Raw genomic sequence first — 17,280 nt, 5'->3', positions numbered from 1 at the left:
TTCAGGAAACGTCTAGTCCTGCCTGCTTTAAGTGTGGGTTATTAAATATTTCCATCAGCTCTTTTTCATTATTAAACAACGTAGCCCTACTTTTTTTCCATGTATCGATTTTTGCCTGACCGTACATTTCCATAAGTCGTGCTTTGTCCACGAGGGAGTTTTTAGACCAGTGAAGTGTGTATTTAATGTTCTGAGCTTTCAATCTATTTATTAGTAATTCTTCAAACTTGGGATATTTGGCGTCGTTGCTAATTCCAAACTCAAACACAATAGCGCGGGGCGAATGGTTGGTAAATCCAAATACGGCATGGCCTGGATGAACCGTTCGTGTCTGGAAAACAAGGGGCAGTTTTAATTCTCTCGTAGCTTCTTTTGCTATGTTTATAGTTTCTACAATATCGTTAATTGAAACAGCGAAAGCTGTCTCGTTATATCCTTCGAGGTAAGTAATGGTGGCTGTAAAGAGTTGACCCGACGTACCCCGCACTTCGCTTAACAATCCATTTTTTAAATATTCTTTGAATAGGATTTGATTTTTTTTCTTTCCCGAAACCAGCGGAAGATTAAGTAACAATTTTGTAGTTAAGTCTCCCGGCGAGTAGCCGAGTTTATCAGTAATCACCCAGAGCGGACGTGGGTTGGGAAGACCTTGTTCATAAATTACCTGCGTTCCTTCGACAAGGTAGAAAGTATCGTCCTCATAGGGATTGAAAACCATTTCAAGGTGACGAATATTAGCGTAATAGGATGGGTCGCGAAACAACGCCGTTACTTTACTCAAATTAATCTCCTGGATTTTCGGAAATTTCATGTGATAGATTTTTTCAGTTTCTATCGCATAAGCGGTAATTATTCCAAAGGCACCAAAGCTTACTAAGGCAGAATTAAAAATATTGGTGTCGGGAAGAAGCTTTGAATTTACTTTTTCAATGAACACATCGTTCATTACCCGGTAGTCTGCCCGTTCAATCCATATAGGTTTTTCTGCACCAACGCATACTTGAATTGCTACCACAAAATCAGGTATGGCGCCAAAGTTAACTGCGGCACCATGTGTATTTCCAGATACCGCACCAACGATGGTTTGACCGGCGCCTATTCCAACTGTTTTCAAGGAACGGGCTATCCTGTTTTTGTTTTTGGGGAGTTCGAGGTATACATTCAATTCGGCTATTGATATTCCGCATTGAACAATTACCAACAGTTGTTTTTTATCTTCCGGGTAAGTTTCGTGAAAAGCTTCTTTGTCTACTTCAAAACATTCGTTTAATAGTTTGGTATTTAAAAGCCAGTTTTCTGTTACCTGGATGTGTGACAACGCCCATCCTGATCCAATCGCCCGGATGTGCTTCTTTTTTATTCGCGCTTCTTTGATCAGATCATTGATGTCTTTAGACGCCTGGTTCAATAGCTCGTACTTAGTTTGTGAAAACCCTTGCGCATTAGAGTTGTCGATATCGATTAAATCTTCAAGCGTTAGATTAACAGTAGCATGAATATTCTTCCAACTCTTTGTACCATTTCTTCTAATCATGACTGGTGGTTTTAGGTTTGGCACATCTCCAACTGATTTTGACTGGCTCCCAAATGCCAAGTGTTAAGACTGTAGCTACAATGCGACCGAAGTTTTTTTCAACTTTAATTTCTTCAATATTCAAACGCGATCCATCACCGAGAACACAGTTTTCAATTTTCACATCTTGCCTTATTGCGCCCCATAAAAACGTACTTGTTGGCTTGCTTTCCCACTCAGTTCCCGGCTGGTTACCGCCTTCCCGTCCTTGCGGTCCGCCTGCCTGGTAAACATGTACTGTGCTGCAACCATTATTAATTGTTGCCAGCATAAATAAGAGAATGATTAATAATGCAGGTCTTTTACGAATAGTGGATTTCCTCATGTTTATAGATTTAAATTAAAGGGAGTTCAATAAAGGTTGTCACAATACAATTCCAATCCTTGCTATTAATAGGCTTTCTCTACCTCTTGACTGGCAATCAAAATAGCAATAATTATCAGTGAATCATAGGCAAAGAAAGTGAGGTAGTTTGTTTATGATCAGTGCAGCACGTACAAACGATAGCTTAAGTTCAACTGTACAAGAAAGTTGATGTTTCAGATAATGCTATTGGCTTCTAACAAGAGTATGCCGAAAAAAAATTAAAATGTTTTAGCGGCAAATGGAAAAGCAGAATATGAAGGCACAGGCATAGGGCTGGCTTTAGTGAAAAATTAGCAGAAAATCATAAAGGTTTATTACAGCTCAGCGCATCCATGAGTGGGCGGTACTTTCAACGTATTTCTGCCAATAAATTAAAATTGAGAAAATAGGGTTTGAAATGATCAAAGCTTACATATTGCACCGTCATCAATTCCTGCAAGGCGCCTTAAAAAAATACGGTAAACTTGGCTCTGATAAAGAAGGGTGTACCAGGCGTAAAGTTTAATTCGCTAATGGGCGAAGGTTCGTTTTGAAGCCTGCTTTCTGTTGCAAACTGCGCTTCATTCCACTCATTGTTTAATATGTTTTCCATAGCTAGTCCTACCTCATATTTGGGTTTGGAGTAGTTGACAGACGCATCTAACAAAAAGTAGCCTTTTGCAACAATTGAGTTGTCTTCATTGGCGGGTCTGTTCTTTATATATCTATATGTCACTCCTCCGTTAAAGCCTTCTTTCTTTTTATAAAATAATCCTCCCGTACTTGTAACCCTTGGAGCCAACGGAATATAATCAGCACCCTTTGGCTCACCAAGAGACCTCGGTTTGGTAAAGTTGATATTCGTATTTGCAAAGAGGTATTTTGTAAGTTGGTAGCGTGCAATTATGTCAATGCCCGTTCTCTTTGTTCTGCCACTGGGTTCAATATTACCGTCGTCGCCGACGTATACAAACTCTTGGTTTAGATGTAAATAATACGCGGCTATATTCACGACAAGGTTGTTAATGGGTTTAAAGATGACGCCAAGATCAACCCCATAGGCAGCAGGTAAAATTTCCTCTCCTTTGTTTGCAACTACCACTCTAGTATCATTTGAATGAAAACCTTTACCCGCTTTTACATAGACCTCCATTGCTGGTGCCAAGGCGTATTGAACACTTATTTTAGGACTTAAGATCGTTTTACTCCGTGCGGGCTCGCTTGGTTGTAATTTGTCTAAATAATTGAAATGAAGGTAATCGAACCTTAGACCGGCATCTATTACCCATTTACTAAAAGTTGCCTGTTTTTGTATAAAGCTATAAGCATTAGCTTCTCTTATATTACCCAGTTTCACGTAATCAAGAAACACTCTTTTAACTGAATGGGCGAGGTAGCTATTCTTTGTTGCATCATAACGAACTCCAATCCCATAGGTAGAATTTACCGTCCAACTATCGTAAATACTCTTCTTAATCAGCTTTGAACTATAACCAAAAATGTCTCTTTTTTCCGCCTGGTTTATTTCGTCTCCATTAACAGGATCGTTAAGATAAAAAGTGAAATTTGAGAATAAGCTAAAAATATTCCTTGTATAAAATCCCTGGTTTATTAGGGAAAGACTTTCTGAAAATGCATGGGTATGAATGACATTTGCATTATACCTTTCAGTATGTCCACCTTCTGAAGGGTCTATTGAACCAAAGCGATCAACACTACCATCTATTACTGCTCTCACAGGTATCTGCCCCGACGCATCCCACTTACTTTTAAAACCTGAACCGGAAATCGTCAATTGTGTTGCAGGAGTTATCGCAAGGTTATACTTACCAAAAAGATTGAAGCGGTTAAAATTTTGTTTGTTGATGGTAGCTCCATTAGTGTAATTAAATTCTCCTGCAACATAAGCGCTTTGCTTCTCCTTATTCTTCTTTAATAAATCGATAACGGCCAGAGTGCGAAAGGTGTTATAGCGGCCTGCTTCTACCTGTACCTGGCTTTTTTGAATGTTATTATAAGTTGAAAATGCAACGTAACCGGCTGTATTTAAGTTGCCGTGTGGCGTGTAATAAGGACCGGTACCATAGTCGATATTATTAATAGTTTCCGGAATAATAAAGTGAGCGTCAGCATATCCTTGCCCGTGGGCGTGCGATACCATATTAACCGGAAGTCCATCTACACTCACCTGTATATCTGTTCCATGATCACAGTCAAATCCTCTTAAAAAGATCTGTTCTGCTTTGCCTCCTCCAGCGTGTTGCGCTACAAACAAACCAGGAACAACTCTTAATAGTTCCTGTGTATTTCGTACCGGGTGTAAGTCCAGGTCCACTTTTGCGAGAGTTGCAAACTTTTGCTGTACGTTTTTATTATCAAGCACAACATCCTTTAGATTCACAGAAGCAGGCTGCAATTCTATCCTTGCATTTTGTTGTGCCGTAACGGTGATGCTTGCAGATTGGAAGCCTATAAAAGAAACTATGAGCTTTGTGGTTACACTGCTTACACGAATTAAGAAATTACCATCCTGGTCAGAAAGGGCAGTATGCTTTTGGTTGCCCTCTTCCGCTATACTTGCTGCAACAAGTGGTTGCCTGCTCGTTGCATCTATTATTTTCCCTGATACAATTCTTTGAGCGTTAGAAACAGTTATAGCGAAAACAAGATTTATAAAAATTAGGAAAAGACCGCGGCTTAGTCCGCATCTTTTGAGTAGAGATATTGACATAAGATAAATGTTACCTTAAGGAGGTAGATTTTTTACCGTGAAGATTAGCGCAGCTTACCTCATGCTTTTTTGTATTATCCAACAGCCGTACATCAGCCAATAGCTTTAAAGCTTATGGAGGCAATATTTAAAAAATACGGAAATACCTAGCAGATGGGGGAATGCTGCAATGGGGATTGCGAGATGCGTATTTAACAACGAAGTTTAGGAGGAGGCCCTTCACGGGATATAAAAACACACAGGAGTTTGTTATAATGAAATAGCTGGTATTGTGTGTCGCTTGAAATTGAAATATTGAAACTTTCAAATTGTTGCTCTAAAACATGAAAAGGAACCGGGTCTTGAGACTTTACAGAACCGCCGTTGTTATGACTTTTCTCTGACGTGTTTTCTGCCATATCTTTTTCAAGATGATGGTTCCCATAAACCATGTGAACCTTGATCTCATGTTGAATAGGGTTAAACTCATGCTCATACCAATCGGTAACCGCGGGCAAAAACGGCTTTATCATTATGGTTGCATAAAGCAACAAAAGGTAATATGCTGTATGAAACTTCAATTACTGTCTCGCTATCTGGTGAAGGTGGATACCAGATGTACGGGATAGAGATAAAATTAGATTTGCGAAGTGCTTTTATACTTGCAAACCATATCGAGTGCAGGCAAAGATTTAGTGCTGACATTAAAGTAAGGAAGTCAATGCCTTGACTTCCTTACTAACAAGCTCGGGTAGAAAAATAAAAAAAGTTATTTTTATAACTTCCATTCCGGGCGAAGGTAATGGCAGGTATAGCCGCCCGGATATTTTTGAAGATAGTCCTGGTGTTCCTTTTCTGCATCCCAGAAATCGCCTGCCGGTACAACCTCTGTTACAATGGTTCCCGGCCACTTTTTTGATGCCGTCATTTCTTCAATCAACCTGTTTGCGGTTTCTAGTTGTTCTTCATCCAAATAAAAAATGGCAGACCTGTACGAGGTTCCTCTATCGTTACCCTGCCTATTGCGCGTGGTGGGGTCATGAATTTGAAAAAAGAATTCCAACAGTTTTCTATAGCTAAGAATATCCGAATCGAAGGTTACTGCAATGGCTTCAGCATGAGTACCGTGATTTCTATACGTGGCATTAGGAACGTCACCACCTGTATAGCCTACGACGGTATCTATTACGCCTGGTAAATTCCTTATAAGCTCTTCAACTCCCCAGAAACATCCGCCGGCGAGAATTGCCTTTTCAATTTTCATAGTATGCTGTTTTAATATTTCTTCCGCAAAAGTAATTAAAACAAAAACGAATTGAAGGATGCGAAGAAAGAGGTAACCTTAACCGGGCTCGTTACTAGAGTCAGTATTATTCTCCGCGTATTTCTTGAAGTTGTTTAACACTGCCTGGCAAAAATCCTTCTGCACGTCAAGAGGCGTTTTAGCTTCCACTTCAAACGCTTCGGTTATCAATACCTCGTCTCCATTAGTAGAAAATGTGTTTGTCGTTTTTCTTCCGTCGGAAGTTGTAAGCTCAATCAACTCGTGCATTTTTATTTTATCATATTTACCGCAATAGTCAAAACCATCGCTACCGTCTTTCAATTGCATGGCAAACAGGAAAGAACCTCCTTCCCGAAAGTCGACTTCAACTTTCACATTGTGCCAGTCATCCGAAGGATTGTTCCAATGAATAATGTCGGATGGAGTAGTCCAACATTTCCAAACCTTTTCCGGGCTTGATTTTACAACTGTTTGAACCGTGATGATTGGATTTGACATAAGCGCATGGGTAATGAGTGTTTAAATTATTTGTCTCTTGAAGAAGTACGGTTATGCACAGAAGCAGCGAATGATTCTTAAGGTTTAAGCCTTTCTGAAACAGTTTCTTTACATCGGATAAATTCCACTCGCGTCGATTATTTTTTCTCCCCACAGTTAAACATCCAGTTGACTCCAAACTTATCGGTACAACTTCCATAATAGTCACCCCAAAACATATCCTGTAAAGGCATGGAAACCTTGCCGCCTTCCTGTAAAGCATCGAACAATTTTTTGGTTTCATCCCTCGTATCCGGCTGAAGATTTATATGTACGTTATTGCCGAACGTTACCTGAAACCCAAAAGACTCCGGTGCATCTGTTCCCATCAACATATGACCCCCAACAATTGGCAGTTCAATGTGCATGATCAGATTTTTGTCTTCCTCTGAAATAGGAGGCATGCCTTCCATAGGAGGAACTTCGCTAAACCTCATAGGTTTTCCGAAGAAGTCTCCACCGAAAACAGTTTTGTAAAAGTTAAAAGCTTCTTCTGTATTGCGGGGAAAATTAAGGTAGGTGCTTGTACTTGCCATGGTTGTTAGTTTTTGTTTTTTTAAATATTTGTACTCGTAAAACTACTTCGAGCAAGTGATTGTAAGGATGTGTAAAAAAGACAATTTAGAGGGGCATTTGCGTCAGGAAAAACTTGTAAAAGGAGAGATAAAGTCTTTAGACATTCCGGGCGAGCATCTTACTCGTACACACATGATGTATGAGCCCTTTGTTAAGTATGTAGCGGAGGAACTAAAAAAATATTTGAGTTGAATAAATTTTGATAAAAAAGAAAAAGTCATTCTTAATTCAATCAAACTGGTGGCAGGAATTACGTGAGCTATTTAGCTACCACAAGCACTTGAAAGACCCAAATTAGTTTTTAGGTTTTAGAAAAAATTAAACCCGTTCTAAGCGAAGTGTGTCATTGCGCTTAGCGGTAGCCGAAACGGCGGCTATGCTACTTCATTAGCAGCACGTTTCTTTAGCCGCTCAAACAACCCGACCGTTAAAATCAACCAGGCAAAACCAATACATATGCCGGCAACAACATCGCTGGGATAATGTACTCGTAAGTACACGCGGCTGAAACCTATCAACAGTGAAAAAAGGATAAGAACCGAACCAATTAAAAATTTGTACACCTTCCTGATTTTTGTTTTCCACACGAGGTAAGTAAGCAATCCATAAAAAATAAACGCAGAAGTAGCATGACCGCTGGGAAAGCTGAAATTCTGCAATTTCTCAATGAGCGGATGAGGTGGACGAATGCGTTGAAAAGATATTTTCATAAAATAATTTACCATAAAACCACCTAATCCGATCGCTGCAATTTCTAAAGCCCTTTTTACATTTTTTTTGAGGACATAGAAAAACACAAGCACACCGTAAGCAATCTGTAAAAAGGTCGCCGAAGCGAAGTAGGTGACACCTTTCATAAAGGGTGTTAGTCGGTTGCTGATTACATTAGCCGAAAGAAAAGCAAAAACGCTGTTGTCGGCTTCCACCTCTTTTTCAGACAGCACTTCGTGCATGATAAATACAAATGAAAATATCGATGCGGCAAAAAAGATTAGAAGTATAATTAAGCCGAAGGGCAGCTTTTTGAAATATTCTTTATTAAACTTCCTGGTGCTTTGCATGATACGAATTAGTAAAAAAATTACACCTACTTTTATTTTTGCAATTAGTAAAGGCCCTGGTAAACCTGGATATTTCTACTTACCCCCCTGACCGCACTACAAAAAACGTACGAATGAAAGCAAGTTTTCAAACTGTTGATGAGTACATAAAAAATTTTCCGGAGATTGTACAAGTGATACTGCAACAAATCCGCGAAACCATTAAACTGAATGCGCCGGAGGCTGTTGAAAGTATTGCCTATCAAATGCCTGCTTATAAAACAAATGGAAAGCCGCTCATTTATTTTGGCGGCTATAAGAATCATATCGGGCTTTATGCGACGCCTTCGGGTTACAGTGAGTTTGGTGAAGAACTTTCAAAGTACAAGCAGGGAAAGGGCTCTGTCCAGTTTCCTCTTAATAAGCCAATACCACATGGGCTGGTACGAAAAATTGTATTATTTAAAGTGAAAGAAAATGCAGCAAAGGTGAAATAACCTCGTGAAACTGGAGTAATACAAGTCTTTCAATACTCAATATATTTTAGCAGATGGAATTGCTATTTACTAAGCAGCCTATAAAATTCATCATGAAGATAATACTTGTCCCGGTTATTATTACTTTGCTTGCTTTCCACGGTAATGCGCAAAGTGTTAGCAGTTCTTCTTCCACTTACAACGAACCACATCGTCCTCAAATTCATTTTTCTCCTGAAGCCCATTGGATGAATGATCCCAATGGCATGGTCTTCTTCAATAATCAATATCATTTATTTTACCAGTACTACCCTGATAGTACGGTATGGGGACCAATGCATTGGGGACATGCTACCAGTAAAGATTTAATACATTGGCAAAATCTTCCGATTGCCCTGTATCCCGACAGTCTTGGCTATATTTTTTCCGGAAGTGCTGTCGTAGATATAAATAATACTTCTGGATTTGGTAAAAACGGCAAAGCTCCCCTGGTTGCTATTTTTACCCACCATGATCCCAAGGGAGAAAAATCAGGAAGCAATACATTTCAAAACCAAAGCCTCGCCTATAGCCTCGATGAAGGCATTACATGGAAGAAATATGATTCTAATCCTGTGTTGAAAAATCCGGGAATAAAAGATTTCCGCGATCCAAAGGTGAGTTGGTTTGAACCTGATAAGAAATGGATTATGACATTGGCAACATTGAATGACATTACTTTTTATTCATCAAAGGATTTAAAGGATTGGACAAAAGAGAGTGAATTTGGTCAAAAGCTAGGAGCGCACGGTGGAGTATGGGAATGTCCTGATCTATTTCCACTTACGTATAATGGTCAGAAGATTTGGGTGCTGATCGTTAATATCAATCCTGGTGGACCAAATGGAGGTTCCGCTACTCAGTACTTTACCGGCAATTTTGACGGCCATACTTTTACTCCTAATCAAACAAATACAAAATGGCTTGACTACGGGCCTGATGAGTATGCGGGCATTACCTGGTCTAACACCGGCAGTAGAAAAATTTTCCTCGGCTGGATGAGTAACTGGCAATACGCCAACGTCGTTCCAACGGAGAAATGGCGAAGCGCAACCACGGTTCCCCGTGAACTGGGTATCGAAAAAGTAGGACAGCAATTTTTAGTTACATCAAAACCTGTTTCAGAGCTAAGCACTTTGGCAGCTGCGCCTGTAGCGATAAAAAATATTAAAGCCAGGAAATTCGATGTTACTGCAAAGGCAGGTAAAATGGAAGGACCGTTCAGGTTAGAACTTTCTGCTGATAAGTTAGAAAGCTATTCCATTACTTTTTCAAATAAGCTGGATGAAAATGTTGTGGTTGGTTTTGATAAAGCCGCTAACGAATATTATATAGATCGAACTAGATCAGGTAAAGTTGATTTTGAAAAAGGATTTGCTAAAAGGCATACAGCTCCGAGGTTTTCATCCAGACAAAGCGAAAAAATGACCTTAATAGTAGATAATGCTTCTATTGAATTGTTTGCCGATAATGGACGTTCGACAATGACTGCGATCTTTTTTCCTCATGAGGTGTATTCTAATATTCAAATTAAGTCAACCAGTAATTTGAATATTAAATCACTAGTGTTGACAAAGCTGAAGCGGATCTGGAAATAAGATGCTTTACATTTTGTTGATGTTGTCGCGTGCCAGGCTTTCATCCAATAACGCTACCACTCCAACCTATATTTTTCCGCCGAACTCTTCATTTAACCGTTTAACCCAACCACACATTTGTGCGGTTGTCTGGCCTCTTTTAAAGTGCTTTTTTTGAATATAATAATTTTAAAAGCACGGTCTTATGCGTTATAATATTTTCAATAAAGCTCACTTTCCTCTTAAAACATCGTTACTATCGGCTTGCGTTTCCATTGATAAAATAGCAACACATGGGGTAACTTTTGCGGCAGATGCAGTTGAGAAAGTAAAGAATGTCTTACAGGCCTACAATGAAACAATTGTGTTCGAGGGTCTTCATATTTTTCCGCTTGTCTTTGAGTATGAGCCTTCAGTTTGGAACAACTACGCAAGTGAACATAATCGAATGACCCGCCTGGCCAATTATCTAAAGAGCCTCATTCAATCTTATTATCATCAGTCGAAAGCTAAAGACAAATTGGATCTGATAGCATCCATATCGAAAAGCTACAACGAATTTATGATGGCCAATTTTGATCACATGAATGACGAGGAAGCCGTGTTGAACGAAATATTGTGGAGATATTACCGGGACCAGGTTCTATCGCAGTTGGAAGAAAAAATGCACACATTACCCGATCTTATCAAAACGCAATCATACGAGAGGAAACTTCAAATTGCTACAGCAGCATAAAGAAGAACAATGGTAAGTGATTTCAAAGTGGAAAATAGAGGAAGGGTGACTGGTCAAATCATATTTGTAATTGCTTTATAAGCACTGTCGACTACAGCAGTCATCTTTTTAAAATCAAGTGTATCAATTGTATCTGACTTCATATGGTAATGGGGGTTCCTGATAAAGGCTGTGTCATTTATCATTAGGGCGGGATAGCCAAACTTCCAATAACTACTTTGATCAGAAAGTCCGGCCAGTCCATTATCCGGAGGAAAGCTGATTACCTGCACATCTACTGCTGAGTCTTTCGACATCAACTTGTGAACCTTGTTATTAAAAGCCGCGTACTTCTCAGTACCGATAACAATAATAAAATTAGCTGTAGGCGGATAAAGTTTTGCCAAGTCGGCCGATGGGTAAGGTTGTGAATTAGGCGCATCTGAAAAGTAGCCAATCATTTCAAGAGAAATCATTCCGATAACGCCAACGTTATTCTCATGTAAAGACTTTGCATGAACATAACTACCCATCTTATCACTGGCAAAAAAAGGTGGTTCTTCCAAACAATAAGCAACAAAGTCAATCCGGTAATCAAGAGTTGGTTTGCTTTCAAATGTTAGCCGGACGATCTCGATTAGTCCTGCAACCGCACTTGCATTATCATCTGCGCCTGGTTGATCGCCGCATACATCGTAGTGTGCTCCTACAACCAGTCTTTTTGGTTTGTCCGCATTATAAGACGCGCTCACATTGACGTACTCTTTCCCCTGAACATTCCACTTTTGTAACTCCGCATTTGCGCCTGCTTTGGAGAACTGATCTTCTATGTATTTGTATGCTTTTTCCAGAGAAGAAAGGTTTTGAAAATTTCTTGGGGGATTTAATGATGTTAGAAATTCAACAATCTCATACAATCTCTCGGTATTTGCTTTCATCATTTTTCTTTTTGTAGCCCGCTGGGCTATAGTTTCGTTTTCGGTTAATTGATCCTTATTTCCCGTTTCTTAAAAAAGTGCCTAAAAATATTCTTACCTGATAATATTCCATCTGTTATTAGCTTTACGCCTGTACTAGTTTGAACCAAAAACCGCACCTTTTAATTTTTGATCAATTATATCTTGTCATGAAAATAGCCACTTACAACGTAAACGGAATTAATGGTCGCTTGCCCGTGCTTCTTAAATGGCTGAACGAAACTGAGCCCGACATCGTATGCTTGCAGGAATTAAAAGCGCCGCAGGAAAAATTTCCTGAAAAAGCGATACAGGATTTGGGCTACCATGCAATTTGGAACGGACAAAAGAGTTGGAACGGGGTTGCTATTTTGTCTCGCACAGACGAGGTGCAAGAGATTTGTAGAGAGCTTCCAGGGGACGAGGAGGACATCCAAAGCCGTTATCTCGAAGCGATGGTTGCCGGTATTCACGTTTGCTGTCTTTATCTACCTAATGGAAATCCTGCTCCGGGACCGAAGTTTGATTATAAGCTGCGTTGGTTTGAAAGGTTAACAACACATGCTGCAGAACTTCTCGCTTCCGGTAAACCAGTTGTTTTAACAGGAGACTATAATGTAATGCCGACCGAGTTGGATGTGTACAAGCCTGAGCGCTGGCATGAAGACGCTTTGTTTAGACCCGAAGTGCGACAAGCTTTTAAAACCCTTGTAGACCAAGGGTGGACTGATGCGATCAGGAAATTATATCCAGATCAAACCATTTATACCTTCTGGGATTACTTTAGAAATGCTTATGGACGAAATGCTGGTTTACGGATTGATCATTTTTTACTTAGCCCTAGTATCGCTCCCCGTCTTACGGCTGCCGGTGTTGACTCCGCAGTAAGAGGATGGGAGAAAACAAGCGATCACGCGCCGGTTTGGATTGAGTTGTCGGATGAGTAGAGCCTGAAATTAATTACAACGTCAGAAATTATTTTTGATAAACCCTCACGTAATCGACCATCATCTTTTGGGGAAATATGCTGGTTGCATCAGGACTTCCAGGCCAATTACCACCCACGGCAACATTTAGGATAAGGAAAAAATCTTTATTAAAAGGATTGTTACCTCCGGTAACGTCTACCTTGTTTACACTATTGAATCTGTTTCCATCATAAAACCAAACGATTGAATTGGCATCCCACTCTACAGAAAAAACGTGGTAATTGTCGGAAAAATAACCTGACGGGAGAGTATAAAAGCTGCCTTTGCTTAAATGGGTGGAAGTGTTGATTCCCCAATGCGCTGTTCCGTAAATTTTTGAAGGCGTCTCCTTATTGATTGCTTCCATTATATCAATCTCGCCACAACTTGGCCAACTAACCTGGTCTATATTTTCACCCAACATCCATATAGCCGGCCATAGCCCGGCTGTTGCCGGTACTTTGGCTTTTATTTCAATCTTGCCGTAAGTAAATTTTCTTTTACCTTTTGTAGTAAGTCTTGCTGACGAGTAAGCATTGTTACCAGACCTTTCCTTTTTTGCCTCTATTACTAAATTCCCATTTTCAATATATGCGTTATTAGTGCCACTGGTATAATTCTGCAATTCATTATTACCCCATCCTCCTCCGCCCACCTCATAGTTCCAATCGGCGGTATTGACGGAGGTTCCGTTAAACTCATCACTCCATACAAGCTGGTAATCAAATCCCGGATTTTCAATAAATACTGTGGCTTGGTCCACTTTTAAATTGGCATTTACTGCGTTTGACAGTTTTACAGTAAAGTCTTGTGTGCTACTCAAAAGCTTTCGACCAATTAGCTGCACAGGTATTTCCGCGCTTGCTGCGTTGGCGTTAATAGTTAAAGTACCTGAAGTAGGCACAAAGTCAACATTCGTTTTAGCGGTACCGTCGACAGTAGTATAAGCAACGGTAATAGTTTTGCTGCTTACCGGCTCAACAGTTACCACTAGTTTTATTGTCGTGTTTACGCTGTCTCTAACAGGAGAAATATTGGATATAGATATGCCAGAAGTGGCTTCATTTCCGCCGATGCTTTTTTTGCAATAGACAAAGGGGATTACCAGTAATAGACAAACAACGGTTAAAAGTTTTGGGGTGTTTTGCGGAAGCATCGTTAGAAGCCGTTAAGGTGAAGGCTCATGCAAATCTATGGATTACAATTTCTAATCAACTTTTAGTGCGTGAAAACATGTCCGAAAAAAAGAAGCCCCTGCAATTTTCATTACACGGGCTTCTGCATCTTTTATTTTAATTCTAGCTGCTGTAAGCGTTTCCTTCACCGAAATGAGAATTAGCGCTTGCAGTACCACTTGTAGAGCTACCTGCAGTACTACCGCTATTTTTAGAAAAAAGGCTTTTGTACTTTTCAGGTACATACTCGTCATACAGCTTTTGTCCCTTAGCTTTTAGATCACCGAACAAGTTTTCTTTTTCCTCTGAGCTAAGCTTTGAGTATTTATAATATGCAAAGGCAGCTAATCCTGCTAATAATAAACCTCCGGTTGGTCCTTTCTTATTGTGAAGCATAATTTTATTTTTTAATGGTAAATAATATTACTTAGTTTAATAAAAACCGTGCCTTAATCATTCATAGCTCTTGAAAGTACTGTTGCTTCTTAGCTAGCGAAACCAGGAAGAATTATCTCGCCAACTCCTGGTGAATTAAATTTTCCCACTCTTTTTGCTTTGTTTTATTCTTACTGTGCCTTGTTTGGTCATCATACTTTTTTTGCAGTTTTTGTAGTTCCCGAGTATACCTGTTGAAGATCCTGGTAATTTCATTCTTATAATTCTTAGTATAAACGGTTTGTTCTGCCTCTTTTCTGAATTCTCTACTCACTACCTCACAAATATCGAAATGTAGCTGCTCATGCTTGAGGGTGTTAACGGTCTGTTCCGATCTTTTACTCCACGACTTCGTTTTGTCGAACGCTGCATTTATTTCAAAGCTGACCTCAACAGCTTTTCCTTTGGAGACGGAATTATATTTATAATTGATGCCCACTGCTGACATAGCTGCAAACGGACTACTTGTTTCTACTACACCTTTAAAATCTGCCCACCTGATTTTAGTGTTGTCGTGCCAGTTGATATAGTTATTCTGACTGTATCCTTTAAGAAAGGTGACGGCAGTGAATAGAGCTGTGAATAATATTTTCATTTTAGAAGAATGACCAATTAAACGATCGAAACTAAAGTAGAAATTAATAGAAGTATACTTTCAGTTTGCTAAAATGTTGCTGCAAATAAGGTGAGAATATAGAACCCATTTTTGAAGGCCTGGTATGAACAAGAAGAGATGTTCATGTGATTAACGTAAAATTATTAAGTAGTCAGCAAAAGCTATTTCTTTTCTAAATGCCGTAATTACAATCTGATATGCTGCTGCAGTTAAAAATGTTAGAGACATTATTCCTCATTTTTAAGAAACACGAGCAACAGGTGTTTAATGCAATTTCTTAAAAGTCTTTAATAAATAAACAAAGTACAGTGGAACGATTTGTACAACCTGTCTCAAAACAAAAATTGTAATTATGGACTTTATTAAAACAATTGACTCGTCTTCAGGAGAAGAAGTGCAACTATCTTTTAAGGATTATGGAAAGGGTAGACCTGTAGTTTTAATACACGGTTGGCCATTGAGCAAAGAGATGTGGGAGTACCAGATTGATGATCTTGTAGAGGCAGGCTTCCGGGTGATTAAATATGATAGAAGAGGGTTTGGTAAGTCATCGAAACCGTGGGGTGATTATGATTACGATACGCTGACTTCAGATCTTCATTCAGTTATGGAAACTCTTGATCTTCGTGATGCAGTGTTGGTCGGTTTTTCTATGGGTGGAGGAGAAGCGGTTCGTTACCTAAGCAAATATGGAAGCGAAAGAGTTTCGAAGCTTGTATTGGTTAGTGCCGTAACGCCATACTTGAAAAAAGCTGACGACAACAAGGATGGTGTTGCCAATGAAGTGTTTGAAGAAATGATGACTGAAATGAAAAAGGATCGTATAGCTTTTCTCGACGACTTTGGAAAGAAATTCTTCGGCGTTAATCTTATTAACCACCCGGTTAGTGCGCCTTTGCTTGAGTACTACCGGGCGCTGGCTTCTGTTGCTGCGCCGATAGCTACTCAGCAATGTGCAATTGCGTTTGCATCCACTGATTTTAGGGCAGACGTAAAATCAATAAAAATTCCTACACTCATTATTCATGGTGATGATGATCAAACCGTGCCGATCAAAGCCAGTAGCGAACGGACATCTACAATGATACCAAACGCTGTTTACAAAGTGTATGAGGGAGCACCTCATGGTTTATTTTATACGCATCGCCAAATGCTTAACAAAGACCTGATTGAGTTTTGTAGATAAGAAAATGTTTAGTTGATTTTGGAATAGCGGCATCATTGCCGCTATTCGTTTTTATGGGAAAAATCTATTGACCGTCGCTGCGTTCCTATCAACTGTACAAGGGAGTGACACAACAAAAGCAAGGGGAATAATACCACGGCTGGCAACATAAAAATCAGAAGGTTTAGATCTTTTTAAACCTATTTATTCTTTAAGAGAATAATGAGAATAGAACCCGCTATCATAATCATGGAACCAATCAACTTCTTACGGATGTCCTGTTCGTGGAAAAACCGATGTCCTAGTACGACACTTACAATGATAGAAAGTTGAAAAAGGGATAAGGCGTAGCCAACGGGCATGTGCCCGAACGTATAATTGGTAGAATACTGCATGGTGCCGATGCAAATAATAAGAAATAGGTATTTGCTAAAGTCCCTGAAACGTATTCTTTTCATTTGAGACACGACGTTAAGCTGGTAGACAAAAAGTAGAAGAAACGAAAACACCGCACCGAACCAACACCAGCTAATAAAGGCAATTGTTGCAGACGATGCGAGGATGATTTTTTTTAGAAAGACCGCCTCAACAGCGGTCAGGATTAGCGCCCAAAGTCGGAACTGGATTTCGCTTTTTTTAAATAAACCCCATGAAAACCTTTCTTCTGTGGTGTCTAAAACAAAATAGCTTCCGTAAACAATTAAAGCAATCCCAAGAACGCCCCAAACGTTAGGGATTTCTTTTAAAAGAAAAATGCCTACAATGATTCCGACAACTGATTTGTATGCGTTTATTGGACCGAGAACAGAGAGATCGCCTTTTTGAAGTGCCTTTACCAAAAAACCATTTCCCAGTGCTCCGACTATACCTGCTAAAACAGAATAAAGCCAAAATTCTGCAGGAAGCTTTTGCCAATTGATGTGCAGTGCAAATGCAAGGCAAACAAAAGATAAAAGAAGGTAAGTTAGAAAGTTGATTAGTAGAGGGTGATTACCTCTTGCAGTGAGTTGTTTTTGAAACACGTTTCCAACGGGATTTGAAACTATTCTTAGTACAACTGCTGCAGAGGTTAAAAGAGTTTCTATCAACTA

General features: G+C 39.6%; 19 protein-coding genes. 6 read left to right on the top strand and 13 right to left on the bottom strand.

The features are described from left to right. Window position 1 precedes the first annotated feature (1 nt). From SAE01_RS16695 to SAE01_RS16680, 4 genes are all read right to left on the bottom strand, one after another. Window positions 2-1,534: an FAD-binding protein gene (locus tag SAE01_RS16695; protein WP_147204938.1), complete on the bottom strand. Its 1,533-nt coding sequence runs from the start codon at window positions 1,532-1,534 to the stop codon at window positions 2-4. Beyond that, the gene (locus SAE01_RS16690) at window positions 1,527-1,898 is read right to left on the bottom strand and encodes a hypothetical protein (protein ID WP_147204937.1); all 372 of its coding nucleotides are present in this window, start codon (window positions 1,896-1,898) and stop codon (window positions 1,527-1,529) included. The genes SAE01_RS16695 and SAE01_RS16690 overlap by 8 nt, the downstream gene beginning before the upstream one ends. A 487-nt stretch (window positions 1,899-2,385) precedes the next feature. Then, a complete protein-coding gene (locus tag SAE01_RS16685; RefSeq protein ID WP_147204936.1) occupies window positions 2,386-4,650 on the bottom strand; it encodes a TonB-dependent receptor in 2,265 nt (754 codons plus the stop codon). 191 nt (window positions 4,651-4,841) lie between these two features. Next, the gene (locus SAE01_RS16680) at window positions 4,842-5,162 is read right to left on the bottom strand and encodes a hypothetical protein (protein WP_147204935.1); all 321 of its coding nucleotides are present in this window, start codon (window positions 5,160-5,162) and stop codon (window positions 4,842-4,844) included. Between the two features lie 29 nt (window positions 5,163-5,191). On the opposite strand from SAE01_RS16680, the gene SAE01_RS24535 reads away from it, so the two are divergent. Beyond that, window positions 5,192-5,359 (top strand): hypothetical protein, encoded by a 168-nt coding sequence (locus SAE01_RS24535; protein WP_170234181.1) that lies wholly within the window; start codon window positions 5,192-5,194, stop codon window positions 5,357-5,359. 45 nt (window positions 5,360-5,404) lie between these two features. Here the strand turns inward: SAE01_RS24535 and msrA are convergent, their stop codons facing one another. The 4 genes from msrA to SAE01_RS16660 form a co-directional block, all read right to left on the bottom strand. Further along, window positions 5,405-5,893 (bottom strand): peptide-methionine (S)-S-oxide reductase MsrA, encoded by a 489-nt coding sequence (gene msrA / locus SAE01_RS16675; protein WP_147204934.1) that lies wholly within the window; start codon window positions 5,891-5,893, stop codon window positions 5,405-5,407. 78 nt (window positions 5,894-5,971) lie between these two features. Beyond that, window positions 5,972-6,412, bottom strand: coding sequence for an SRPBCC domain-containing protein (locus SAE01_RS16670; RefSeq protein WP_147204933.1), 441 nt, complete (start codon window positions 6,410-6,412; stop codon window positions 5,972-5,974). A 137-nt stretch (window positions 6,413-6,549) separates the two neighbouring features. After that, complete coding sequence (locus SAE01_RS16665) at window positions 6,550-6,987, bottom strand: VOC family protein (RefSeq protein WP_147204932.1); 438 nt, start codon at window positions 6,985-6,987, stop codon at window positions 6,550-6,552. A gap of 414 nt (window positions 6,988-7,401) precedes the next feature. Continuing rightward, window positions 7,402-8,088, bottom strand: a complete 687-nt coding sequence (locus SAE01_RS16660; protein ID WP_147204931.1) for a phosphatase PAP2 family protein — start codon at window positions 8,086-8,088, stop codon at window positions 7,402-7,404. A 113-nt stretch (window positions 8,089-8,201) separates the two neighbouring features. Between SAE01_RS16660 and SAE01_RS16655 the strand changes: the two genes are divergently transcribed. The 3 genes from SAE01_RS16655 (at window position 8,202) to SAE01_RS16645 (ending at window position 10,895) form a co-directional block, all read left to right on the top strand. Next, on the top strand, window positions 8,202-8,564 hold the full coding sequence (locus tag SAE01_RS16655; protein ID WP_147204930.1) for an iron chaperone: 363 nt from the start codon (window positions 8,202-8,204) through the stop codon (window positions 8,562-8,564). 92 nt (window positions 8,565-8,656) lie between these two features. Continuing rightward, entirely contained in the window at window positions 8,657-10,180 is a 1,524-nt protein-coding gene (locus tag SAE01_RS16650) for a glycoside hydrolase family 32 protein (protein ID WP_147204929.1), read from the top strand. Between the two features lie 184 nt (window positions 10,181-10,364). Beyond that, window positions 10,365-10,895 carry a hemerythrin domain-containing protein gene (locus SAE01_RS16645; RefSeq protein WP_147204928.1) on the top strand — a complete coding sequence of 177 codons (531 nt, stop codon included), beginning with the start codon at window positions 10,365-10,367 and terminating at the stop codon, window positions 10,893-10,895. 53 nt (window positions 10,896-10,948) lie between these two features. On the opposite strand, the gene SAE01_RS16640 is transcribed toward SAE01_RS16645, so the two are convergent. Then, window positions 10,949-11,815, bottom strand: a complete 867-nt coding sequence (locus SAE01_RS16640; protein WP_218029175.1) for a M28 family peptidase — start codon at window positions 11,813-11,815, stop codon at window positions 10,949-10,951. 185 nt (window positions 11,816-12,000) lie between these two features. Between SAE01_RS16640 and xth the strand changes: the two genes are divergently transcribed. Next, window positions 12,001-12,777, top strand: a complete 777-nt coding sequence (xth, locus tag SAE01_RS16635) for an exodeoxyribonuclease III (RefSeq protein ID WP_147204927.1) — start codon at window positions 12,001-12,003, stop codon at window positions 12,775-12,777. A 28-nt stretch (window positions 12,778-12,805) separates the two neighbouring features. On the opposite strand, the gene SAE01_RS16630 is transcribed toward xth, so the two are convergent. From SAE01_RS16630 to SAE01_RS16620, 3 genes are all read right to left on the bottom strand, one after another. Next, window positions 12,806-13,954, bottom strand: a complete 1,149-nt coding sequence (locus tag SAE01_RS16630) for a family 16 glycosylhydrolase (protein ID WP_147204926.1) — start codon at window positions 13,952-13,954, stop codon at window positions 12,806-12,808. Between the two features lie 142 nt (window positions 13,955-14,096). After that, window positions 14,097-14,369: a hypothetical protein gene (locus SAE01_RS16625; protein WP_147204925.1), complete on the bottom strand. Its 273-nt coding sequence runs from the start codon at window positions 14,367-14,369 to the stop codon at window positions 14,097-14,099. A gap of 112 nt (window positions 14,370-14,481) precedes the next feature. Beyond that, entirely contained in the window at window positions 14,482-15,003 is a 522-nt protein-coding gene (locus SAE01_RS16620; protein WP_147204924.1) for a DUF922 domain-containing protein, read from the bottom strand. A gap of 373 nt (window positions 15,004-15,376) precedes the next feature. On the opposite strand from SAE01_RS16620, the gene SAE01_RS16615 reads away from it, so the two are divergent. Beyond that, window positions 15,377-16,210, top strand: a complete 834-nt coding sequence (locus SAE01_RS16615; protein WP_147204923.1) for an alpha/beta fold hydrolase — start codon at window positions 15,377-15,379, stop codon at window positions 16,208-16,210. A gap of 179 nt (window positions 16,211-16,389) precedes the next feature. On the opposite strand, the gene SAE01_RS16610 is transcribed toward SAE01_RS16615, so the two are convergent. Next, window positions 16,390-17,277 carry an EamA family transporter gene (locus SAE01_RS16610; RefSeq protein ID WP_147204922.1) on the bottom strand — a complete coding sequence of 296 codons (888 nt, stop codon included), beginning with the start codon at window positions 17,275-17,277 and terminating at the stop codon, window positions 16,390-16,392. Window positions 17,278-17,280: the final 3 nt, after the last annotated feature.

This window comes from Segetibacter aerophilus (genome assembly GCF_007991655.1).
Lineage (GTDB): Bacteria > Bacteroidota > Bacteroidia > Chitinophagales > Chitinophagaceae > Segetibacter > Segetibacter aerophilus.
The sequence above is the reverse complement of the archived record's forward strand: the minus strand, read 5'-3'. Positions and strand labels throughout refer to the sequence as shown.